The organism is Streptomyces aureus, from assembly GCF_000725495.1.
Lineage (GTDB): Bacteria > Actinomycetota > Actinomycetes > Streptomycetales > Streptomycetaceae > Streptomyces > Streptomyces aureus_B.
In genome coordinates, this window is sequence record NZ_JNZD01000004.1 from 704348 (window position 1) to 724705 (window position 20358).

Below are 20358 nucleotides of genomic sequence, written 5' to 3' on the forward strand. Positions count from 1 at the left end.
ATGCCACGGGGCGGCCGAACCGCAGCGGCCTTTTCAGTGGCCGGACGGCAGGCCCAACTCGGGGTGGGCCTCGGCGAGTCGGGGCGGGGCGGCCTGGCGCCAGGAGTCGGCGAGGATGGCGTGGAGTTCGTCCTCGTCCTCCAGGGCGGCGAGCCGGGCCCGGACCCAGGCGAAACCGGCCTCGTGGTCGGCGATCCAGAACTTCCCCGGCTCGGCCAGGACCAGCTCGTCGCGCTCCTCCTTGGGACAGCGCACGGCGATGGAGGTCTCCGCCTCGGGCAGCGTGGCGAACATCTTTCCCGCGACCCTGAAGGTGGGCATGCTCCAGGCGATCTTCTCCGTGGTGTCCGGCAGGGAGAGGGCGATACGGCGTACGTCTTCGGCATCCGGCATGAGACGCACGGTAGCCAATGACACTGACATCGACGCGGCGAAGCACGACGTCAGGGGCGAGCCGGCGCACCGGCGTCCGAGCCCGGACCCACGGGACCGGCGCGCGCCCGCCACCGCCGGGGCCGAGGCCCGTCAGGCGCCGGCGGCGAGGGCCCCCAGCCGTTTGTAGTAGAGCGTCGTCGGGCGCAGTTCCCCCGACGGTGCCGCCGCGTAGTCCGGTATCTCCCCGGCCCGGGTCCAGCCCGCCGAGCGGTACAGCGACTCGGCGGGGCTGCCGGTCTCGGTGTCCAGATGGAGGAGGGTGATTCCCGCGTCGGCAGCCGCCGTCTCCACGGTGGCGAGGAGCCTCCGGGCGATGCCCTGTCCGCGGCCGTCCCGGTGGACCATCAGCTTGACGAGCTTGGCACGGTGACGGCTGTTGGGCTTGTCCGGGAGGGCGAGGGCGATCGTGCCGGTCAGCCGGCCGGCGGCGTGCGCCACCCAGACCGCGTGGTGCCCGGCGGCGACCGCGTCCGCCCGCTCCCGCCACCAGGCTAGGGCCGCCTCGCGGCCGAGCGGGGCGAGGAACCCGATGGAGGCGCCGCCGTCCACGGTGTCCGTGAGCAGATCCGCCAACTCGCCGGTCACGTCATGGAGTTCGGTCGCGGTGAGGCGCGAGACGGTGATCACGGCAGCACCACCGCCAGCGCGTACCGCACGTCCTCGGGTCCGGGGCAGTGGAAGCGGGTCGGCCCCCACACGCGCAGCCGCAGACAGTCTCCGGCGTCCAGCCGGTGCTCGACGTCCTGCGCGGTCACGTCGAGCCGTCCGTCGAGGACCCAGACGTGCTGCTCGAGACCGGCCACGGGAGGCCGGTCGTACGCGATGTCCGCGCCGGCCGTGAGCCGGCCCTCGACCAGTTCACCGCGCAGTCCCGGGTGCGGCGGCGACACCGAGCGCCGGACGAATCCGGCGGCCCGGTCCGTCCAGACGGTCTGGTCGGCGGCGCGGACCAGCAGGGCGGCTTCCCGTTCGACCTCGCTGAGCAGCTGCGACATGGTCCGCCCGTACACATGGCAGAGGCGGTTGAGGAGCGAGGCGGTGGGACTGATCTCGGCGCGCTCCGCTCGGGAGAGCGTCGATCTGCTGATCCCGCTGCGCTCGGCCAGCTCACCGAGCGTCCAGCCGCGTTCGGCCCTCAGCTCGGCCAGTCGCGCCCCGAGCCGGGCGTCGACCGTGACATCGCCTTCGTCTCCCATATCCGGGATGATATCCCAGATGTGGGAACAGCCGGGATCGGCGGGAGTCAGTCGACCGTGGCGGCCCGCGTCAGCGCCTCCAGGACGGGACGGATCAGCGGATGGTCCTCGGCGCCGCGGCGCACGGCGGCGAAGACGCGGCGGGTGGGGGCGACCCCGTCCACGGGACGCACGACCACACCCGTGAGCTCCATGCCGCGCAGCGCCGAGCGCGGGACCAGGGCGACGCCCGCGTCCGCGGAGGCGAGGGCTACGACGGCCCGGAAGTCGTCCGAGGAGTGTTCGAGGCGGGGCTGGAATCCGGCGTTCTCGCAGGCCAGGACGACCACGTCATGGCAGGGGTTGCCGGGGTACGGGCCGATCCAGGGGTCCTTCGCCAGCTCGGCGAGGGGCACCTCCGCCGCGTCGGCCAGCCGGTGGGTGACGGGGACGACGGCGTCGAACGGCTCGGCGTACAACGGGACGTGCGTCAGCCGCGGGTCGTCCGCGTCCGGGGCGCCCCGGTACTCGACGGCCACCGCGATGTCGACCTGCCGGTCGAGCACCATCGGCAGGCTGGCGTCGCCCTCGGCGTCCTGTACGCGGACGAGGATGCCGGGCGAGGTGACGGCGAGCCGGGCCAGGGCGGGGGCCACGACCAGACCGATGCCGGTCGCGAAGGAGGCCACGGTGACGGTGCCCGCGGACCCCGAGCTGTAGGCCGCCAACTCGGCCTCGGCGCGCTCCAGTTGGGCCAGCACGGCGTTGGTGTGGCTGAGCAGGATCTCGCCGGCGGGTGTCAGCCGTACGCCCTTGGCGCCCCGCTCGACGAGCCGGTGGCCCGTCTCCTGCTCCAGCGCGGTCAGCTGCTGCGAGACCGCCGAGGGCGTGAGATACAGCGCGGCGGCCGCCGCCGTGACCGTGCGGTGGTCGGCCACCGCACGGAGGATGTGGAGCCGCCGCGCTTCGATCATGCGACCGATTCTCTCAGGTCACACGCGTTTTCCGGCCATCGGACCGGTGTGCGCCCCCGGCGCGGGGGCGCACCCTCCGTCAGGCCCCGAGCTCGGCCCGCGCCGCCACGAAGGCGTCCACGGCCCGGTTCACGTCCTCGGTGGAGTGCCCCGCGGACAGCTGGACACGGATACGGGCCTGCCCCTGCGGGACGACCGGGTACGAGAAGCCGATCACGTACACCCCGCGCTCCAGGAGCAGCTCCGCCATGCGGCCGGCGACGGAGGCGTCACCGATCATGACGGGGGCGATGGCGTGGTCGCCGGGGAGGATGTCGAAGCCCTCCTCGGTCATCCGGGAGCGGAACAGCGCCGTGTTCTCCCGCAGCCGCACCCGCAGGTCGTCGGCGGACTCCAGCAGGTCGAGGACCTTCAGCGAGGCCGCGGCGATCACCGGGGCGAGCGTGTTCGAGAAGAGGTACGGGCGGGACCGCTGGCGCAGCAGGGCGACGATCTCGGCGCGGGCGGCGACGTAACCGCCGGAGGCGCCGCCGAGGGCCTTGCCGAGGGTGCCGGTGATGATGTCGACGCGGTCCATGACCCCGTGCAGCTCGGGGGTGCCCCGGCCGCCGGGGCCGACGAAGCCCACGGCGTGCGAGTCGTCGACCATGACCATCGCGTCGTAACGCTCGGCGAGGTCGCAGATCTCCTGGAGCGGGGCCACGTAGCCGTCCATCGAGAACACGCCGTCGGTGACGATCAGACGGCGGCGCGCGCCGGAGGCCTCCTTGAGCTGCGCCTCCAGGTCCGCCATGTCGCGGTTGGCGTACCGGAAGCGGCGGGCCTTGGAGAGCCGGATGCCGTCGATGATCGAGGCGTGGTTGAGGGCGTCGGAGATGACCGCGTCCTCGGCGCCGAGGAGGGTCTCGAAGACACCGCCGTTGGCGTCGAAGCAGGAGGAGTAGAGGATCGTGTCCTCCTGGCCGAGGAACGCGGACAGCCGCGCCTCCAGCTCCTTGTGCACCTCCTGCGTACCGCAGATGAAGCGCACGGAGGCCATGCCGTAGCCCCAGCGGTCGAGCGCCGCGTGGGCGGCGGCGACGACCTCGGGGTGGTCGGCCAGACCGAGGTAGTTGTTGGCGCAGAAGTTGAGGACCTCACCGGGGCGGCCGCCCGCGGTGACGTTCACGGTCGCGGACTGCGGGGTGCCGATGACCCGCTCGGGCTTGTGCAGCCCGGCGGCGCGGATCTCGTCGAGGGTGGTGCGCAGGTCGTCACGGACGGAGTCGAACATCATCAGTTCCTTAAGTCCTCAGAGGGTCCAGTCGAGAATGACCTTGCCGCCGCGGCCGCCTGCCGCGTCGTCGAACGCCGCCTCGTAGTCCCGGAACCCGTAGCGGCCGGTGATCACGGGCATGAGGTCGAGGCCGCTCTCCAGGAGGACCGACATCGCGTACCAGGTCTCGAACATCTCACGGCCGTAGATGCCCTTGATCGTGATCATGGAGGTCACGATCCGGGCCCAGTCGACCGGGAACTCCTGGGACGGCAGACCGAGCATCGCGATCCGCCCGCCGTGGGTCATGTTGGCGATCATGTCGCGCATCGCCTCGGGGCGGCCGGACATCTCCAGACCGATGTCGAAGCCCTCGCGCAGTCCGAGGGTGCGCTGCCCGTCGGCGATCGTCGAGCCCGAGACGTTGAGGGCGAGGCTGACTCCGACCTTGCGGGCCAGCTCCAGGCGCTCCTCGCTGACGTCGGTGATGACGACGTTGCGGGCACCCGCGTGACGGGCCACGGCGGCGGCCATCAGGCCGATCGGGCCGGCACCCGTGATCAGGACGTCCTCGCCGACCAGCGGGAAGGACAGCGCGGTGTGGACGGCGTTGCCGAACGGGTCGAAGATCGCGGCGACGTCGAGGTCGACCGGGACGCGGTGCACCCACACGTTGGAGGCGGGCAGCACGACGTACTCGGCGAACGCGCCGTCGCGGCCGACGCCGAGGCCGACGGTGGCCCGGCAGAGGTGACGGCGTCCGGCGAGACAGTTGCGGCACTTGCCGCAGACCAGGTGGCCCTCGCCGCTGACACGGTCGCCGACGTTGATGTCGGCGACGTCGCGGCCGGTCTCGACGACCTCGCCGACGAACTCGTGGCCGAGCACGAGGGGCGTCTTGATGGTCTGCTGCGCCCAGCCGTCCCAGTTGCGGATGTGCAGGTCGGTGCCGCAGATACCGGTCCTGAGGACCTTGATCAGCACCTCACCGGGGCCGGCCTCGGGATCCGGGACGTCCTTCAGCCAGAGTCCGGGCTCCGCCTTCTCCTTGACCAGCGCCTTCACTCGTACGGCTCCTGTGCGTGCGGCCCGGGACAGGGCACGCGGAAGCGGCCCGTACCGGGGAGAGGGGTGAGTTCACCCAGGAATCTGCCGTACGACGGTGCCCTGGGTCCATCGAGGATTTCTTAAGCGCGGCCCCAGCTTTCCTTCACGCCCGTGATCTCCGGGCCGCCCCTGAGGACGGACCCCGGGCCGCCGGAGCGGCGAGGAGGCGGACGGACGGCGTGGGGGACGACGGCGTCAGGCACGACTACGTGGCCATGCGTCACCCCCGTTCCCCGGGGGCTCGTCACCTGCGTCCGGGAGGGAGCCCATAGGTCACAGGATGGGTCCCGGACGGCCTCCGGGGCCGGATGCGCGCCCCGGCGCGTCGTCAGATCCCGTGGACCTCTTCCCGCCGTTCGAGCTGCCCGGCCAGTTCGGCGGCCATCGCCTTGATGGTCTCCAGGCCCGCCCGTCCCCAGGGGCGCGGCTCGACGTCCACGACGCAGATCGTGCCGAGGGCGATGCCGCCGCGGTCGAGCAGCGGGGCGCCGAGATAGGAACGGACGCCGAACGCGTCGACGACCGGGTTCCCGGCGAAGCGCGGGTAGTCGCAGACGTCCTCCAGGACGAGCGCCTTGCGGCGCACCACGACATGCGGGCAGAAGCCGTGGTCGCGGGCCATGTACCTGCGGGCCTCGAACCCGCTCCCGTCCCCCGGGGCCGCGTGACCGCTCCGGGCGCCGTCCGGGGTGTGCAGGCCCGCGAAGAACTGCTGCCGCTCGTCGATGAAGTTGACCATGGCGTACGGGGCCGCGGCGACGTGCGCGAGCCGGTCGGCGAAGGCGTCGAAGGCGGGCTCGGAGCGCTCCCCGAGCCCCAGCAGGCGCAGCCGTCGCACCCGGGCCGGCGCGTCCTTGTCCTGCGGTGTCAGCAGCAGCCGGCCGGCGGGCCGCGACGGCTCGTAGCTCATGTACGGGCTCCCTGGCTCGGGGAGGGGGCGGGTGCGTGGGCGAGGAGGTGCCGGACGAGGGTGAGCAGGGTCTGCACCCCCGAGCTGGAGATACGGGCGTCGCAGCACACCACCGGGATCCGGGGATCGAGGTCGATGGCGGCGCGCACCTCGGCCGGGTCGTAGCGGTAGGAGCCGTCGAACTCGTTGACCGCGACGATGAACGCGAGGCCGCGCTGTTCGAAGAAGTCGACGGCCGCGAAGCAGTCCTCCAGGCGCCGGGTGTCGGCGAGGATCACCGCGCCGAGCGCGCCGTCGGACAGCTCGTCCCACATGAACCAGAACCGCTCCTGCCCGGGCGTGCCGAACAGGTAGAGCACGTGTTCCGGGTCCAGGGTTATGCGGCCGAAGTCCATCGCGACGGTCGTCTCGACCTTGTTCTCGATGCCGTCGAGCCGGTCGGTCGAGGCGCTGACCGTGGTGAGCAGTTCCTCCGTGCTGAGCGGCGCGATCTCGCTCACCGCGCCGACGAACGTCGTCTTGCCGACCCCGAACCCTCCCGCCACCAGGATCTTCAGTGCGGTGGGGAAGGGGTCAGAGCTGCCGTCGTAATCCATCGAGCACTGCCTCCAGAAGGGATCGGTCAGTGGGGTTGTGGTGGAACCGCGGGGGCTTGGTGGTCAGCGCCCCGCAGTCGACGAGGTCCGACAGCAGCACCTTGGTGACCGCCGCCGGCAGCTTCAGATGGGCGGCGACCTCCGCGACCGAGACGGGTGCCCGGCAGCGTTCGAGCGCCTGGCCGTGCTCGGGGCCGAGGTAGCCGAGGGGTGTGGCTCCGGTGGCCATGACCTGGGAGAGGAGGTCGAGCGCGGTGCTCGGCCTGGTCCGGCCGTCACTGACGGTGTAGGGGCGCACCAGGCGTCCGGCCGCGTCGTCGAGCCAGGGCCCGTCACCGGCCGCGGTCACGGTCACGACCTCAGCGCCGGGGGTTCGGCGGCGTGCTGCCGGGGCGCGGTGACCAGATAGGGCCGGACGCTCTTGACCAGCATCGCCATCTCGTAGCCGAGGACGGCCGCGTCGGCCTCACGGCCCGCGAGCACGGCGAGGCAGGTGCCGGAGCCGGCGGTGGAGACGAACAGCAGGGTCGAGTCGAGTTCGACGACGACCTGGCGCACCTCGCCGCCGTCCCCGAAGCGCACCCCGGCGCTGCGCCCGAGGGCGTACAGACCGCAGGCGAGCGCCGCCATGTGGTCGGCGCTGTCGGGGTCGAGGCCGTGGACCGACTTGACGAGCCCGTCGCTGGAGAGCAGGACGGCGCTCGTGGTGTGGGGGACGCGCTGGACGAGGCCGCTCATCAGCCAGTCGAGGTCGGACACGTGGCCGGTCGGGGCATCGCTCGCCATGGGGGATCGACTCCTTGAGGTACGAAGGTCTGCGGGAGCGGTGGGGGTGGGTACGGGCGTGGTCATCCGGCCGGTGCGCTCCCGTCGTGCCGGGCGGTGCTGTCGGGTCCGGCCGCGGGGCCGGAGGCTCCCCGCGGCGCCGGTGCGTGCGCGGCGGGCGGCGGACCCGGGGGGTCCGCCGGGGTGCCGTCCGCCCGGAGGGTTTCCCTGGTTGCCTCCGTGGGGTCGCCGGCCCGGGTGGTCGCGCGCGTGGGCAGCTCCGCGCGGACGTGGACCGCGTGGCCGTCGCGGGGGGTCTCCAGGCGTGCCCGGTCCGGGAACGAGTCCGGGGCACCGTGCCGGGGCACGGGCGCCGCGTCCGGGTCCTCCGGGCCTCCCGGGGTGGCGTGGGCGGCCTCGGCGAGCCCGATCCCCCGCTGGAACGCGGCCATCAGACCCGGGTCGTGGACGACGGGGTGCTCCGGTTCGGGGCGGGGCGCCTGTCCTTCGCGCAGCTGCGGGACGAGGTGTTCCTGGGCGCGCCGCCTCGGCAGCCCGGGCTTGCCCACGGTGCCGCGCCCGACGCCGGCGCGCGGCACGGGCGGCATGGCCGCGTGCTCGGCGGCGGGGAGCCGGTCCTCGGGCCGGATGCCGGGGACGGCCTCGGCGGGATTGGGCCGTTCGGTACGGTCGCCGCGCACCGGGAGCGGGGCGACGCCGTACCCCTGGGGCGGGGGTCCGCCGTGCGCCGGGAGCGGGGTCGCGCCGTGTTCCCCGGTCCGGGCCTCTCCCGCGGGTGCGGAGGTCCGTTCCGCCCGGGCGGGCTCGGCCGCCGGTCCGCGCGGCGACTGCCGTGGCACCACGGGAGCCGTCCGGCGGCCGCCCGGCGGTACCGCGACCGGTGCCACGGGGGCGGGGGCGGGGGCGGTCCCGGGGCCGAGGGCCGGCCGCTGCCCCGCGTGCGTGCCGTTCGGCGGCGCCTGGGTGAGCGCCCCGTCCCGGGTGGACACCGTGTCCCTGGCGGCGTCCGGCGCCGGGCCCAGCAGGTCCTGCGGGACCACGAGGACGGCCTGGACACCGCCGTAGATGTTGCTCTGGAGCCGTACGTGGATGTTGTGCCGGCGGGCGAGCTGCGAGACCACGAACAGGCCGATGCGCCCGTCCTGGAGCAGACCGGCGACATTGACCAGGTCGGGGTCGGCGAGCAGGGCGTTCATCCGGTCCTGTTCGGCCGCCTGCATGCCCAGGCCGCGGTCCTCCACCTCGATGGCCAGGCCCGAGGTGACGTGGTCGACGCGCAGCAGCACCTGGGTGTGCGGGGCGGAGAACAGAGTGGCGTTCTCGACGAGTTCGGCGAGCAGGTGGATGACGTCGGCGACGGCGTGGCCGCGCAGGGTGCCGTCGGTCGGGGGCACCAGCTTGACCCGTGAGTACTGCTCGACCTCGGCGATCGCGGAGCGCAGCACCTCGGTCATGGAGACGGGGTTGCTCCACTGACGGCGTGACACGGCCCCGCCGAGCACGGCGAGGTTCTCGGCATGGCGACGGATGCGGGTGGCCAGGTGGTCGACGTGGAAGAGGCCCTTGAGGAGATCGGGGTCCTCGATCTCGTTCTCCAGCTCGTCGAGGAGGGAGATCTCGCGGTGCACCAGGGACTGCAGACGCCGGGCCAGGTTGACGAAGACCTCGACCTTCTGGTCGCTGCCCTCCCGGCTGGAGAGCCGTGAGGCCTGCACGACGGCGGCGACGGCACCGTCGTGGGCTCGGGAGAGGTCGGCGGCGAGCAGGTCGAACTCGTCGGCGTCGGCGGGCGGGCGGCGGCGCTTCCTGCGCGCGGGCGGGTCCTCGCCGCGGCGCAGCCCCTCGACGACCTCGCGCAGTTCCGTCTCGGTGCGGGCGCTGGTGCGGCGCAGGTCTCCTATGCGGTCGCGCACGGAGGCGGCGGCGCGGTTCGCGGCCACGGCGGCGATCACGACGCCGGCCAGGGCTACGCCCGCCGCTCCGGCGAGGACGGCCCACAGGGCGGTGCCGGGCCGGGCTCCGGTGGTGCGGACGGTGAACAGGACGGCGGCGCACGCGCTGAGGGCCACGGCGGTCGGCGGCAGGACCGCGAGGCGCAGCAGCTGGGGCCGCAGATGCGTCTCGGGCGGCGCGACGGTGGCGCGGGGTGCCGGTCGACCGTGCCGGCCGCCCTCGCGGCGGTCTGCGCGTGCGGCCGGTGCGCGGAGGTGAGACATCGGCGTCCTCGTGCTGGATGCGTCGGGGGCGTGGAGCTCCCGCGGTTCCGCGACGCGGGCGTGCGTGGTCGCGGTGCCGGTCGAGAGAACCGAAGAAATCGGCCCTGCGTCGCCCGTCGGCAACTGACAGTAGTCGCCAACGCATCAGGTGCGGTGGGCTGTTGACAAACTCCCCCTGGTAGCGTCCCGCTCTGGTATGAGGCGTCGTACGGCTGACCGATAACGCCGTCGGACACCCGTTCGCACCGCTCCTCCGATTCGATCAGAGCTGGTCGGAAGCGGTCTCAAGCAAACGGCGAGGGCCGGGGAGCATCGTGCTCCCCGGCCCTCGCCGATGGTCGGTGGATCAGCCCGCGGACACCGTCTCGGGCTCTCCGGTGCCCTCCGTCGAGCGGTCGGCGACGTCACCCGGTGTATCGGCGGCGGGCTCCTGGAGGGCCGGCCAGCCGCCCTTCGGCGCCCGCGCCACACCGCGCCACCACGGCTCGCCGGGGACGGTCTCGGCGGTGAGCTCGAAGGGCTCGCCGGGGCGGGGCAGCGCGACCCGCGCTCCGGCCGCGCGGGCGGCGGCCAGCGTGCCCTCGCCCGGATCGGCCCAGGCGTGGGTGGAGAGGTTGAAGGTCCCCCAGTGGATCGGCAGCATCACACCGGAGGGCCGCCCGCCCTGGAGGTCCAGGTGCGAGCGCATCCCCTCCTCGGGCGTCATGTGGATGTCGGGCCAGAAGTCGCTGTAGGCGCCGATCTGGATCATCGTGGCGTCGAACGGGCCGTGGGCGGCGCCGATCTCCTTGAAGCCCTGGAAGTAGCCGGTGTCGCCGCTGTGGTAGATCCGGTGCGCCTCGCCCTCGGCGACCCAGGAGGCCCAGAGGGTGTGCTGGGTGTTGCGCAGACCGCGCCCGCAGAAGTGGCGCGCCGGTGTCGCCGTCAGGGTGATCCCGCCGACCTTGGTCGACTCGTTCCAGTCGAGCTCGCGGATGCGGTCGGCCGGGACGCCCCAGTGCTCCAGATGGGCTCCGACGCCGAGCGGGACGGCGAACACCGTGTCCGTGCCGCCCAGCTCCTTGATCGTGGGCATGTCCAGGTGGTCGTAGTGGTCGTGGGAGATGACCACGACGTCGACCGGGCCGAGCGCGGCGAGCGGCAGCGGGACCGGGTGCAGCCGCTTGGGGCCGGCGAAGGCGAACGGGGAGCAGCGCTCGCCCCAGACCGGGTCGAAGAGCACGCGGTGGCCGTCGATCTCGGCGAGGACGCTGGAGTGCCCCATCCAGGTGAGCCGCAGCCCGGTCGCGGCGGGCCGGGCCAGGTCGGCGAGGGTCGTCGCGTGCACGGGCACGGTCCCGGCCGGGGAGCGGTGGGCCCGCTCCTCACTGCGGAAGTAGACCTTCGCGAACTCCACCATGGAGCCGTCCGGGCGGGTGCGGGCGGTCTCGGGGTTCTGGAAGACCCCGTCCGCGAAGTTCGGCGAATTGCGGATGCGCCGCAGCCGCGCACCGGCCGGATCCGCGCCGAAGGCGGCGGGCCGCAGCGCGCGGAGCCCGGAGCTCAAGGTACGGAAACCGGTCACGGATACCTCCACATGGAGTCGGTCAGGCTTTCATTATGGTCGTCGCCTCTGACAGCGCCGGGTCGCCCCGGCCACAGCGCGACGTCCGTGACCCTGGCTCTGCTCTGCTCAACCCCGCCGCACCCCCGGTTCTTCCGGGCCGGGGCCACGATTTCCGGAACGATTTCCGCGGATCCGGATGCCGCCCTCGCGCCCGCACGCGGCGAGGTGCGCCCCCGCACGCAGCGAGGGGCTTTCCCGGCACAGCCCCTCGCCGCGTGCGGGGGCGGAGGCACCTCCCGCGCCCGCCCCGGCCCCGCCCGGCACGGACGGCCCCGTGCCGCCTCGGACGCGCCTCCCCCACCGGCTCCGGCCCCGCTCGGCGCCGAAGCTCCGGCGTCTCCACGGACGCACCTCCCCCACCCGCCCCGGCCCAGCTCGGCACGGACGCTCCGGTGCCGCCTCGGGCCCGCCTCCCCCGACCGCCCCGGACCCCGGCCGTCCGGTGCTTCGGGCGGCGGCCGGTCCCGTTCGTTGACACACCCCGGCACTCGTTCCGATACTGACTCATGGTTCAGTAGTTCGGTCATCGGCCGCACCGCCCACCCGCCCCGGCCGCCCACCGCACCGACGGGCGGGCCCCGTCCACGTCTGGAGTCACCGTGTCCGACCTCCCCGCCGAACCGTCGGCGTCCGGGAACACCCCGTACGCCGTGCGGCGCGCCGCCGAGCGGAGCCTGTGATGGGCGAGACGCTCACCGGCGGCGAGGCCCTGGTCCGCGCGTTGTCCGGACACGGCGTGACCCGGGCCTTCGGCATCCCCGGCACGCACAACCTGGAGATCTACCGCCACCTGTCCGCGTACGGCGTCCGGCACGTCCTGACGCGCCACGAGCAGGGCGCCGGATACGCCGCCGACGGCTACGCGCGCGTGACGGGGCGCCCCGGCGTGGTGATCACCACGGCCGGGCCGGCCCTGCTGAACGCGGCGGCGGCCGTCGGCCAGGCCTACTCGGACAGCGTGCCGCTGCTCGTGGTCTCCCCCGGGATGCCGCTGCGCCACCCGCGCCTGTCCACCGGGGCGCTGCACGAGAGCCGCAGCCAGACGGAGGCCCTGCGGGGCGTGGCCGCGTTCAGCCACCGGGTGTCCTCGGTCGCCGAGATCGACGCGGCGGTCGCCCGCGCGTTCACCCTGTTCCGCACCGGCCGGCCGCGGCCCGCGCACCTCGAGATCCCCCTCGACCTGCTGGAGACGGCGGAGGAGACCGGGCCCGTCCGCGTCAGCCCCGACGTCGCTCCCCCCGCCCCGGCGCCCGCGGCGGTGGAGCGGGCCGCCGCGGCCCTGTGCGAGGCCCGGCGTCCGGTCCTCGTGCTCGGCGGCGGGGCGCGGGGCGCGGCCGGGCCCGCCCTGGCCCTGGCCGAGCGGCTGGGCGCCCCCGTCCTCACCACCGCCAACGGCAAGGGGATCGTCCCGGAGACCCATCCGCTGGCCCTGGGCGTGTCCCTGCACAGCCCGGCGGTCCGGAAATGGCTCACGGAACGCGACGCCGTCCTCGCCGTGGGCACCGAACTCGCCGAGTCCGACTTCTGGTCCGCGCCGCCCGGCCTGAACGGCACGCTGATCCGCGTGGACCTGGACCCGGACCAGATGTACGCGGGCCTCGCCGCGGACGTCGCCGTCGTCGGGGACGCGGAGCAGGCCCTCACCGCCCTGCTCGCCGCCCTGGACACGGCGGGCGGGGCGCACCGCCACGCGCGCGTGCCCGAGGAGGACACGGCCCGGCGCGCCGGAGAACTGCGGGCCGAACGCAACGCCGAGACCGCGGGGCGCGACGCCCGCTGGATCCCGTACCTGCGGGCCATACGCTCCGTCCTGCCCGACGACGCGGTGATCACCTCGGACAGCGCCCAGTGCTGCTACTACGGGGCTCTCCCCCACCTCCCGCTCGGCCCCGCGGGCCGCTACCTCCACCCGACCGGATACGGAACGCTCGGCTACGCTCTGCCCGCGGCGATCGGCGCCAAGGCGGCGTGCCCCGGCCGTGAGGTGGTGGCGCTCAGCGGGGACGGCGGCCTCCAGTTCACGGTGCAGGAGCTGGCGACCGCCGCACAGCTCCGGCTCCCGCTGCCCGTCGTGGTCTTCGACAACGGCGGCTACGGGGAGATCCGCGACGAGATGGCCGCCCGGGGCGACACGCCCACGGCCGTCGACCTCGCACCGGTCGACCTGCCCGCCCTGGCCCGCGCCTACGGAGGGCGGGGCACCCACGTACACAGCCCCGACGAGCTGGGCCCGGCACTCGCCGAGGCCCTGCGCACCCCCGGCCCCACGCTGATCGCCGTTCCCGAGGAGACCCCATGACCGCCGCCCCGCTGATGACGCTCACCTGGACGGACCACGTCACCGGCCGTCCGGGGTTCCTCGTCGTCGACCGGCTCGTGCGGGGCGTCTCCAGCGGCGGACTGCGGATGCGGCCCGGCTGCACGCTGGAGGAGGTCGCCGGGCTCGCCCGTGGCATGACCATGAAGGAAGCCCTGCACTACAACCCCGAGGGCCGCTACGTCCCGCTGGGCGGGGCCAAGGGCGGGATCGACTGCGATCCCCAGGACCCGGACGCGTACGGCCTGCTCGTGCGCTATCTGCGCGCCATGCGCCCCTACATCGAGTCCTTCTGGACCACTGGTGAGGACCTCGGGCTCAGCCAGGACCTGGTGGACCGGGCCGCCGCCGAGGCCGGCCTCGTCTCCTCCATCCAGGCCGTGTACCCGCTGCTCGACGACGAGGCGGCGGCCCGCGAGCGGCTCGCGGACGCCTTCGCGGTCGAGGTGGACGGCATCGGCCTCGACGAACTGGCCGGCGGCTGCGGCGTCGCCGAGTCGGTGCTCGCCGCCCTGGACCGGGCCGGGACACCGCACGAGGGAACCCGGGTCGCCGTCCAGGGACTCGGCACCATGGGCGGGGCCACCGCACGCTTCCTCGCCCGCGCCGGTCTGCGGATCGTGGCCGTCGCCGACGTCAAGGGAACCGTCGCGAACCCCGACGGTCTCGACGTCGAGGCGCTGCTCGCGGCCCGCGACGCGTACGGCACGGTCGACCGCGCGGTACTGCGCCCGGAGGACCGTGAACTCCCCGGTGACGCCTGGCTGTCCGCGGAGGCCGAGGTGCTGGTGCCCGCCGCGGTCTCGTACGCGATCGACACCGCCAACCAGCAGGGGATCAAGGCCCGTTGGATCGTCGAGGCGGCCAACATGCCCGTCCGCGCGGAGGCGGAGGAGCTGCTCGCCGCGCGCGGGGTCACCGTCCTGCCGGACGTCGTGGTCAACTCCGGTACGAACGCCTGGTGGTGGTGGACCCTGTTCGGCGACATCGGCGCCGACGCGGACGAGGCGTTCGCCCACATCCGGCGCTCCATGCGGGCCCTGATCGACACCACGCTCGCACGGGCGGAGGCCGACGGCACGACCCCGCGGGCCGCCGCCCACGCCATCGTCACCGACCGGCTGCCGGTCATCGCGGAGCGGTTCGGCTGGTATCGCTGAGGGCGGGCGCTCCGCGGGAGCGCGCGGGACGGGCGCCGGGCCGGCGCCCTGCGGGGCGGTGCGCGGGACGAGCGATCCGTGTCCTGGACGCGACGGCCGGGACCGTCATTCCCTGGCGGGAATTGAGGCGGGAGCCGGTCCGCAGCAGAGTCGGCGGGGTCACGGAACCGCGCGCGAACGCGCACCGACCCGCAGGAGGAGCACCATGTCCGCCACCGACGCGCAGGACCTGATCGAGCGCTACATCGGCGTCTGGAACGAACCCGACCCCGGCATCCGGCTGAAGACCGTGCGCGACCTGTGGACCGAGGACGGCGTGCATCTGCTGCGCCCCCCGCAGGAGATGCACGACCGGGCCGTGTCCCTCGGCTTCGGCACGGCCGTGCTGGCGGCCCGGGGCCATGACGAGCTGTACGCGCGCGTGACGCGTGCCTACGAGGAGTTCGTGGCTCCGGGGACGTACGTCTTCCGGATCCAGGAGGCCGCCCGCCGGCTGGACCGGGTGGTCACGTTCCGCTGGGAGTCCTTCCACACCGGGGAGGAACGGGTCACGGGCGGCGGGCTGGAGTTCCTCGTCCTCGACGGGGAGGGCCGCATCGAGGCCGACCACCAGTTCGTCGACTGACGGGGCGCCCCGCGCCGGGCTCGGTCCGGGGTGCCGCCCGCACCGAGGGCCGGGCGGCACCCCAAGGTCTCGGCTCCTGTCGGACCCCTTCCCCCAAGGGCTGTGTAGGGTTGCCGCGTGGCGAGAGTCCGGTTGAGCGTGGCGCAGCGGCGCGAGGAGTTGCTGCGGGCCGCCGTCGAGCAGATCGAGGCACGGGGCGTGGCGGCGGTACGGATCGCCGACGTGGCCTCGGCCCTCGGCGTGAGCAACGCGCTGGTGCTGTACCACTTCTCGACGAAGGAGAAGCTGGTCGCCGCCGCCTTCACCTACGCGGCCGAGGACGACCTCGCCCATCTGCGCAAACTGCTCGGCCGCCGGACGACGGCACTGCGCCGTCTGCGGGCCGCCGTGCGGTGGTACGCCCCGACGGGGCAGGCGAAGGGCTGGCGCCTGTGGATCGAGGGCTGGGCGGCCGCCCTGCGCGAGCCCGCGCTGCGCGAGGTCACCCGGGATCTCGACCGGCAGTGGAAGGCCGCGATGACCGAGGTGATCGCCGAGGGCGTGGCCGCCGGCGAGTTCCGCTGCCCGGACCCGGCGGGCGCGGTCCTCAGGCTGACGGCGCTGCTGGACGGTCTCGCGGTCCAGATGACGGCGTACTCCGGTGCGTCACGGGCCCGGACCCAGGAGTGGGTGGACGAGGCCCTCGCTCGCGAACTGGGCCTGGAGCGCGAGGCGTTGATCGCGGCGGTGCGCTAGGACGTGCCGGAACGGCGGAATCGGAACGCGGGACCCGGTGACCGGGTCCCGCGTTCCGATTCCGCCGTTCCGTTTCCGCCGCCCGTGTCCTCAGGCCACCGACTCGATGCGCAGCTTGATGTCGTCCGGGGAGAGGGCGCCCTTGGCCGAGACGTGGTCGCCCGAGGACTCCCCGCGCAGCCGGCGTCCGATCCAGGGGACCAGGTACTCGCGTGCCCACTGGATGTTGTCCCGGCGCACCTCGAGCGTGCCGCGCGGCGGCAGCGGCGGCCAGGGCTGGTCCGGGTCGGCCGGCACGTCGATGCCGAGCACCTGGCCGGCACGGAGCGCCACCCGGGTGTGCCCCTCGGGCGAGAGGTGCAGCCGGTCTCCGTCCCAGGCCCGGCGGTCCTGGACCGTCTTCAGGGACCAGAGGTCGAGGACGGGACAGCCGTAGCGGTCCGCGATGGCCCGCACATGGCCGTTGTAGGTGGCGATCTTGCCGCGCAGGTGCTTGAGCACGGGGACGCCACGGGTGTCGAAGCCGGTGGTCACCATGACGGTGCCGATGTGCTGGGTGAGGTCGGCGACCGCCCGCTCGAAGCGCTCGGCGACCTCGTCGGGGTCGGTGCCGGGGCGGATGATGTCGTTGCCGCCGGCGCAGAACGAGATCAGGTCCGGGGCGAGTTCCTTGGCCCGCTGGAGCTGGGTCTCGACGATCTGGTCGAGCAGTTTCCCGCGCACGGCGAGATTGGTGTAGTCGAAGTCGCCCTCGGGCCTGCGGTCCGCGAGAAGTACCGCGAACCGGTCGGCCCAGCCGACGAACGCCCCGTCGGGGCCAGGATCGCCGACGCCCTCGGTGAAGCTGTCCCCCACCGCCACGTACGACCCGATCACTGATCTGTTGTCACTCTTCGAATCGTCTGCCACATCGAACATGATTCACCTTTCGATGTGAGCTACGCGACCGTAGGGAAGGGTTGACGGACGGTGAGATAAGCCACTCGCCAATCATTGGTCAACTCTGGAATAAGGCTCGCATCAAGGATGTTGAGGCAGCGATCGCCCGAAGGCCGGACCCAGGGGATCATGGGGTCCGGCCTTCGGAGAGGATCCTGCCGTCAGGAGCAGGAGTCTGGGGGGTCAGCCCACGGCGACGCCGTGCGAGCGCAGGTACGCCACCGGGTCGACGTCGGAGCCGTAGTCCGGGGTGGTGCGGATCTCGAAGTGCAGGTGCGGTCCGGTCACGTTGCCGGTCGCGCCGGAGAGACCGATCTGCTGGCCCTCGGTCACGGTCTGGCCGGCCGAGACGGACAGCGACGACATGTGGGCGTACTGGGAGTACTTGCCGTCGGCGTGCTGGATGACGACCTGGTTGCCGTAGGCGCCGCCCCAGCCCGCGGAGACGACGGTGCCCGCGGCGATGGACTTGATGGTGGTGCCGGTCGGGACCACGAAGTCGACGCCCGTGTGGTAGCCGCTGGACCACATGCTGCCCGCCACCTTGTAGCCGGTGCCGACGGCGCTGCCGGCGACCGGCAGGGTGTAGCCGGAGGAGGAGGCGGTGGAGGCGGCGCCGGAGCCGGCCGTCTCGGTGGCCGGGGCCGCCTGGGCGGAGCCCGCCGAGGTGGACGTCCGGGTGGCGGCGTGGGCGGCGGAGGCGGCCTTCTTGCCGAGCGAGAGCTTCAGGCCGGGGTGGATCAGCGACGGGTCGCTGCCGATGGCGGAGCGGTTGTCGGAGTAGATCTTCTTCCAGCCGCCGCTGACGTTCTGCTCGTCGGCGATCTTCGAGAGGTAGTCGCCGGACCTCACCGCGTACGTCTTCGTCGTGGTGGCCGGGGCCGCCTTCTTGGCGGGGGCGGCGGTCGGGGCCTTCTCGACGTGGTGCGCCACGGCGGTGGTCTGGGTCGCGGCGTGCGCGCCCGTGGCCCCCATCAGGGGCAGCGCGAGTGCGGCGCCACCGGTTCCGGCCACGGCGATCGAGCGGCTGAAACGCGGGGACTTGGGACGGCGGTGCTTACCCTTCGCGGGCATGGCGAATTCCTCTCCGGCGCCTGCGGGGTGAGCTGTCGGGTGCGGGCTGGAGATGCCCGGCCGCGCTGCTGCGCGGCTGTACCCCAAGCCTGTTCCGGGAACCGGACCAGGCACGGAACCTGTGGGTCCCCCGCTCCTGCCGTGAACGGGTGAGTGTGCGGATTCCGGGCGGCGGCAGGATTGGGCGTCCGTCCGGATTGAGGCAGAACGTAAGCGACATGAGAGCCCATCGACAACCAAGTCCGTTTTCTGTGCGCTCGCCTTTCTTGATCCATGCGGAATCCGCCGTCACCCTCCGTGGAGCGACGATCTTCCGGCACTCTCAACACACCTGTAAAAGCGGGCCGGTCGGGAAACGGGGACGGCAACGCATCGTCACGGATATGACGCTCCTCACGCGATGCATCCCAGGACGCCCTATTCCAGGGCCAGTTGTAATGAAGGTGCCTATTCGGACAGAACAGGCAGATGCGACACCAATGGATATCCGGCCCATCGGGATCTCCATCGGGAACGAAGCGTGAAAACGGCGCGCACCAATGTCGCATTTCGCATCAATTCATCCGCGTGATCGCTGCGGCCCGGAGGCAGGTCGGCCCCCACCCCTCGGAGGCACCTGCGTTCCGTGACCTGGGGCTCCGGGAGCGGCCGCGCCCAGGGCGTCCCGCCGGGAAGCCTCCCCCTGTGGACAACTCATTGCCTGAGGAACCCATGTCGTATCGTCGAGAGCGCGAGCCGGTACAACTGCCGACGAGCGGCGCCGCGGCCGGCCCGGCGACGCCGGCGGCCGAATGGGAGGAGCCCCCGTGACGCAGCAGGTCCCGTCGACCGAGCCCGAGCTCGGCGGAGTGCGCAACTTCCGCGACGTGGGCGGACTGCCCACCGCGGACGGCCGCCGAGTGCGCTACGGGCATCTGTTCCGCAGCGGGCACCTGGCGCACGCCACGGAGGAGGACGCCGCGTTCCTCTCGTCCCTGGGACTCCACACGATCTTCGACTTCCGCAACGCAGCGGACCAGAAGCTGGAGGGCCCGGACGTCGAGCTGCCCGGCGTACGGAACGTGAACCTCCCGCTGAGCGACCCGGCGGACGGCAGCGAGTTCTGGAAGATGGTGCGCAACGGCGATCTCGACCAGCTGCGCGCGCTGCTCGGCGACGGCAAGGCCGCCAACCGGATGATCGGCTCGTACCGCACGATCATCAAGGAGCGCACGGCCGAGCACTCCCAGGTGCTGCACTCCCTGGCCGAGGACAGCGTGCCCGCGCTGATGCACTGCGCGGCGGGCAAGGACCGCGCCGGGCTGTCCATCGCCGTCACCCTGCTCGCCCTCGGGGTCGAGCGCGAGGCGATCGTGGCCGACTACCTGGAGTCGAACGCCACGCACCGCCGCTACAAGGTGCACCGCAACGGCTCCTCGGCCGCCGCCTACTCCCCCGAGGTGATGGAGCTGCTCAGCCCGCTCTTCGACGCCCGCGCCGAGTATCTGACCGCCGCGTTCGAGGCGATCGAGGAGAAGTGGGGCGGCGTCGAGGTCTATCTGGAGCAGGGACTGGGGCTGACGCCGGAACTGCGCGAACGTCTGCGCGCACGGCTCCTGGACTGAGCCGCGTACGGGGAGCCGCCGGCTACTGGTTCTGCGCGCCCAGCGTGAAGAGCAGATAGATGAAGGCCGCGAACAGATGGCCCACGGCGACGTAGATGATCAGACGCACCCACAGGGCGCGGGGGAACCTGTCCTCCATGGACCGGCGGGGCTCCGTGGGTTCGGTCATGACGTCTCTCCCGGGGTGGGGTGGGCCGTCGCCGGGCCGAGGCACAGCGCGGTGACGGGGCTCTGCAGCAGGGTGTGGACGAAGAGGAACTCGGCTCCGTCGCGCTCGGCGGCGGCGATGCGGTGCGGGGTCAGCGAGTCGAAGTGGGCGCTGTCCCCCGGCGCGAGGACGTGCGCGGTGTCCCCGAGGCGCAGACTGAGCCGCCCCTGGAGGACGTACAGCCATTCCTCGCCCGGGTGGACGCGCACGATGTCGCCCTGCGAGCCGTATGGGACGTGGACCCGCAGCGCCTGCATGCCGCGGCCCGCGGAGCCCGCCTGCCAGTAGGTCCAGCCGCCCGCGGGCGCCGGTTCCATGGCGGCGGACCGCACGATCGCGTCACGTTCCGGGACCGTCTCGCCGAGCAGCTCGGAGACCGTCGTACCGTAGACACGGGCCAGCGTGAGCAGCATCGGCAGCGAGGGCTGACGCTGCCCGGTCTCCAGCCGGGAGAGATGGGCCGGCGAGAGTCCGGCGGCGCGCGCCGCGGCCTCCAGCGTGAGGGAGGCGGCGCGGCGCAGGGCGCGCAGCTGCGGCGCCACGGCGTGCAGCTCGGCGGACGGTTCGTCGTCCGCTCCCGGTTCGGCAGGGCTCATGGAACCATTGAGCCAAACAATTGCCCCCGAGGCAATTTCC

21 protein-coding genes and 1 riboswitch are annotated in these 20358 nt (G+C 73.1%); of the genes, 5 read left to right on the forward strand and 16 right to left on the reverse strand.

Annotation, left to right across the window (positions count from 1 at the left end):
• Positions 1-33 precede the first annotated feature (33 nt).
• From IO36_RS09215 to IO36_RS09270, 12 genes are all read right to left on the reverse strand, one after another.
• Positions 34-393 carry an MmcQ/YjbR family DNA-binding protein gene (locus IO36_RS09215; RefSeq protein ID WP_037617960.1) on the reverse strand — a complete coding sequence of 120 codons (360 nt, stop codon included), beginning with the start codon at positions 391-393 and terminating at the stop codon, positions 34-36.
• A 132-nt stretch (positions 394-525) separates the two neighbouring features.
• Entirely contained in the window at positions 526-1059 is a 534-nt protein-coding gene (locus IO36_RS09220) for a GNAT family N-acetyltransferase (protein ID WP_051900262.1), read from the reverse strand.
• Positions 1059-1631 (reverse strand): helix-turn-helix domain-containing protein, encoded by a 573-nt coding sequence (locus IO36_RS09225; protein WP_037617962.1) that lies wholly within the window; start codon positions 1629-1631, stop codon positions 1059-1061. The genes IO36_RS09220 and IO36_RS09225 overlap by 1 nt, the downstream gene beginning before the upstream one ends.
• Positions 1632-1678: 47 nt before the next feature.
• Entirely contained in the window at positions 1679-2584 is a 906-nt protein-coding gene (locus IO36_RS09230) for a LysR family transcriptional regulator (RefSeq protein WP_037617964.1), read from the reverse strand.
• Between the two features lie 79 nt (positions 2585-2663).
• On the reverse strand, positions 2664-3857 hold the full coding sequence (locus IO36_RS09235; protein ID WP_037617967.1) for a glycine C-acetyltransferase: 1194 nt from the start codon (positions 3855-3857) through the stop codon (positions 2664-2666).
• An 18-nt stretch (positions 3858-3875) separates the two neighbouring features.
• Positions 3876-4904, reverse strand: a complete 1029-nt coding sequence (gene tdh / locus IO36_RS09240) for an L-threonine 3-dehydrogenase (protein WP_037617968.1) — start codon at positions 4902-4904, stop codon at positions 3876-3878.
• Between the two features lie 370 nt (positions 4905-5274).
• The gene (locus IO36_RS09245; protein WP_037617970.1) at positions 5275-5856 is read right to left on the reverse strand and encodes a GAF domain-containing protein; all 582 of its coding nucleotides are present in this window, start codon (positions 5854-5856) and stop codon (positions 5275-5277) included.
• Entirely contained in the window at positions 5853-6452 is a 600-nt protein-coding gene (locus IO36_RS09250) for a GTP-binding protein (RefSeq protein WP_037617972.1), read from the reverse strand. The genes IO36_RS09245 and IO36_RS09250 overlap by 4 nt, the downstream gene beginning before the upstream one ends.
• Positions 6430-6801: a DUF742 domain-containing protein gene (locus IO36_RS09255; protein WP_037618594.1), complete on the reverse strand. Its 372-nt coding sequence runs from the start codon at positions 6799-6801 to the stop codon at positions 6430-6432. Before IO36_RS09255 ends, IO36_RS09250 begins: the two co-directional genes overlap by 23 nt.
• A 2-nt stretch (positions 6802-6803) precedes the next feature.
• Complete coding sequence (locus IO36_RS09260) at positions 6804-7238, reverse strand: roadblock/LC7 domain-containing protein (protein ID WP_037617975.1); 435 nt, start codon at positions 7236-7238, stop codon at positions 6804-6806.
• A gap of 62 nt (positions 7239-7300) precedes the next feature.
• A complete protein-coding gene (locus tag IO36_RS09265) occupies positions 7301-9454 on the reverse strand; it encodes a sensor histidine kinase (protein ID WP_037617977.1) in 2154 nt (717 codons plus the stop codon).
• Positions 9455-9800: 346 nt separating this feature from the next.
• Positions 9801-11018 carry an MBL fold metallo-hydrolase gene (locus IO36_RS09270; RefSeq protein ID WP_037617979.1) on the reverse strand — a complete coding sequence of 406 codons (1218 nt, stop codon included), beginning with the start codon at positions 11016-11018 and terminating at the stop codon, positions 9801-9803.
• Between the two features lie 721 nt (positions 11019-11739).
• On the opposite strand from IO36_RS09270, the gene IO36_RS09275 reads away from it, so the two are divergent.
• From IO36_RS09275 to IO36_RS09290, 4 genes are all read left to right on the forward strand, one after another.
• The gene (locus IO36_RS09275) at positions 11740-13359 is read left to right on the forward strand and encodes a 5-guanidino-2-oxopentanoate decarboxylase (RefSeq protein ID WP_037617980.1); all 1620 of its coding nucleotides are present in this window, start codon (positions 11740-11742) and stop codon (positions 13357-13359) included.
• On the forward strand, positions 13356-14537 hold the full coding sequence (locus IO36_RS09280) for a glutamate dehydrogenase (protein ID WP_037617982.1): 1182 nt from the start codon (positions 13356-13358) through the stop codon (positions 14535-14537). The genes IO36_RS09275 and IO36_RS09280 overlap by 4 nt, the downstream gene beginning before the upstream one ends.
• 205 nt (positions 14538-14742) lie before the next feature.
• Entirely contained in the window at positions 14743-15162 is a 420-nt protein-coding gene (locus IO36_RS09285) for a hypothetical protein (RefSeq protein ID WP_037617984.1), read from the forward strand.
• A gap of 117 nt (positions 15163-15279) precedes the next feature.
• Entirely contained in the window at positions 15280-15897 is a 618-nt protein-coding gene (locus tag IO36_RS09290) for a TetR/AcrR family transcriptional regulator (protein ID WP_037617986.1), read from the forward strand.
• Positions 15898-15987: 90 nt separating this feature from the next.
• On the opposite strand, the gene IO36_RS09295 is transcribed toward IO36_RS09290, so the two are convergent.
• Both IO36_RS09295 and IO36_RS09300 read right to left on the reverse strand, forming a co-directional pair.
• Positions 15988-16773 (reverse strand): SGNH/GDSL hydrolase family protein, encoded by a 786-nt coding sequence (locus tag IO36_RS09295; protein ID WP_037617988.1) that lies wholly within the window; start codon positions 16771-16773, stop codon positions 15988-15990.
• A gap of 246 nt (positions 16774-17019) precedes the next feature.
• Complete coding sequence (locus IO36_RS09300) at positions 17020-17910, reverse strand: M23 family metallopeptidase (RefSeq protein ID WP_037617989.1); 891 nt, start codon at positions 17908-17910, stop codon at positions 17020-17022.
• A 4-nt stretch (positions 17911-17914) separates the two neighbouring features.
• A riboswitch (cyclic di-AMP (ydaO/yuaA leader) is annotated at positions 17915-18072 on the reverse strand.
• Positions 18073-18716: 644 nt separating this feature from the next.
• Between IO36_RS09300 and IO36_RS09305 the strand changes: the two genes are divergently transcribed.
• A complete protein-coding gene (locus IO36_RS09305) occupies positions 18717-19514 on the forward strand; it encodes a tyrosine-protein phosphatase (protein ID WP_037617992.1) in 798 nt (265 codons plus the stop codon).
• 22 nt (positions 19515-19536) lie between these two features.
• Here IO36_RS09305 and IO36_RS09310 read toward each other — a convergent pair whose 3' ends face one another.
• Entirely contained in the window at positions 19537-19653 is a 117-nt protein-coding gene (locus IO36_RS09310; protein WP_037618597.1) for a DUF6126 family protein, read from the reverse strand.
• A 26-nt stretch (positions 19654-19679) separates the two neighbouring features.
• Positions 19680-20318 carry a helix-turn-helix domain-containing protein gene (locus tag IO36_RS09315; protein WP_037617994.1) on the reverse strand — a complete coding sequence of 213 codons (639 nt, stop codon included), beginning with the start codon at positions 20316-20318 and terminating at the stop codon, positions 19680-19682.
• Positions 20319-20358 lie beyond the last annotated feature (40 nt).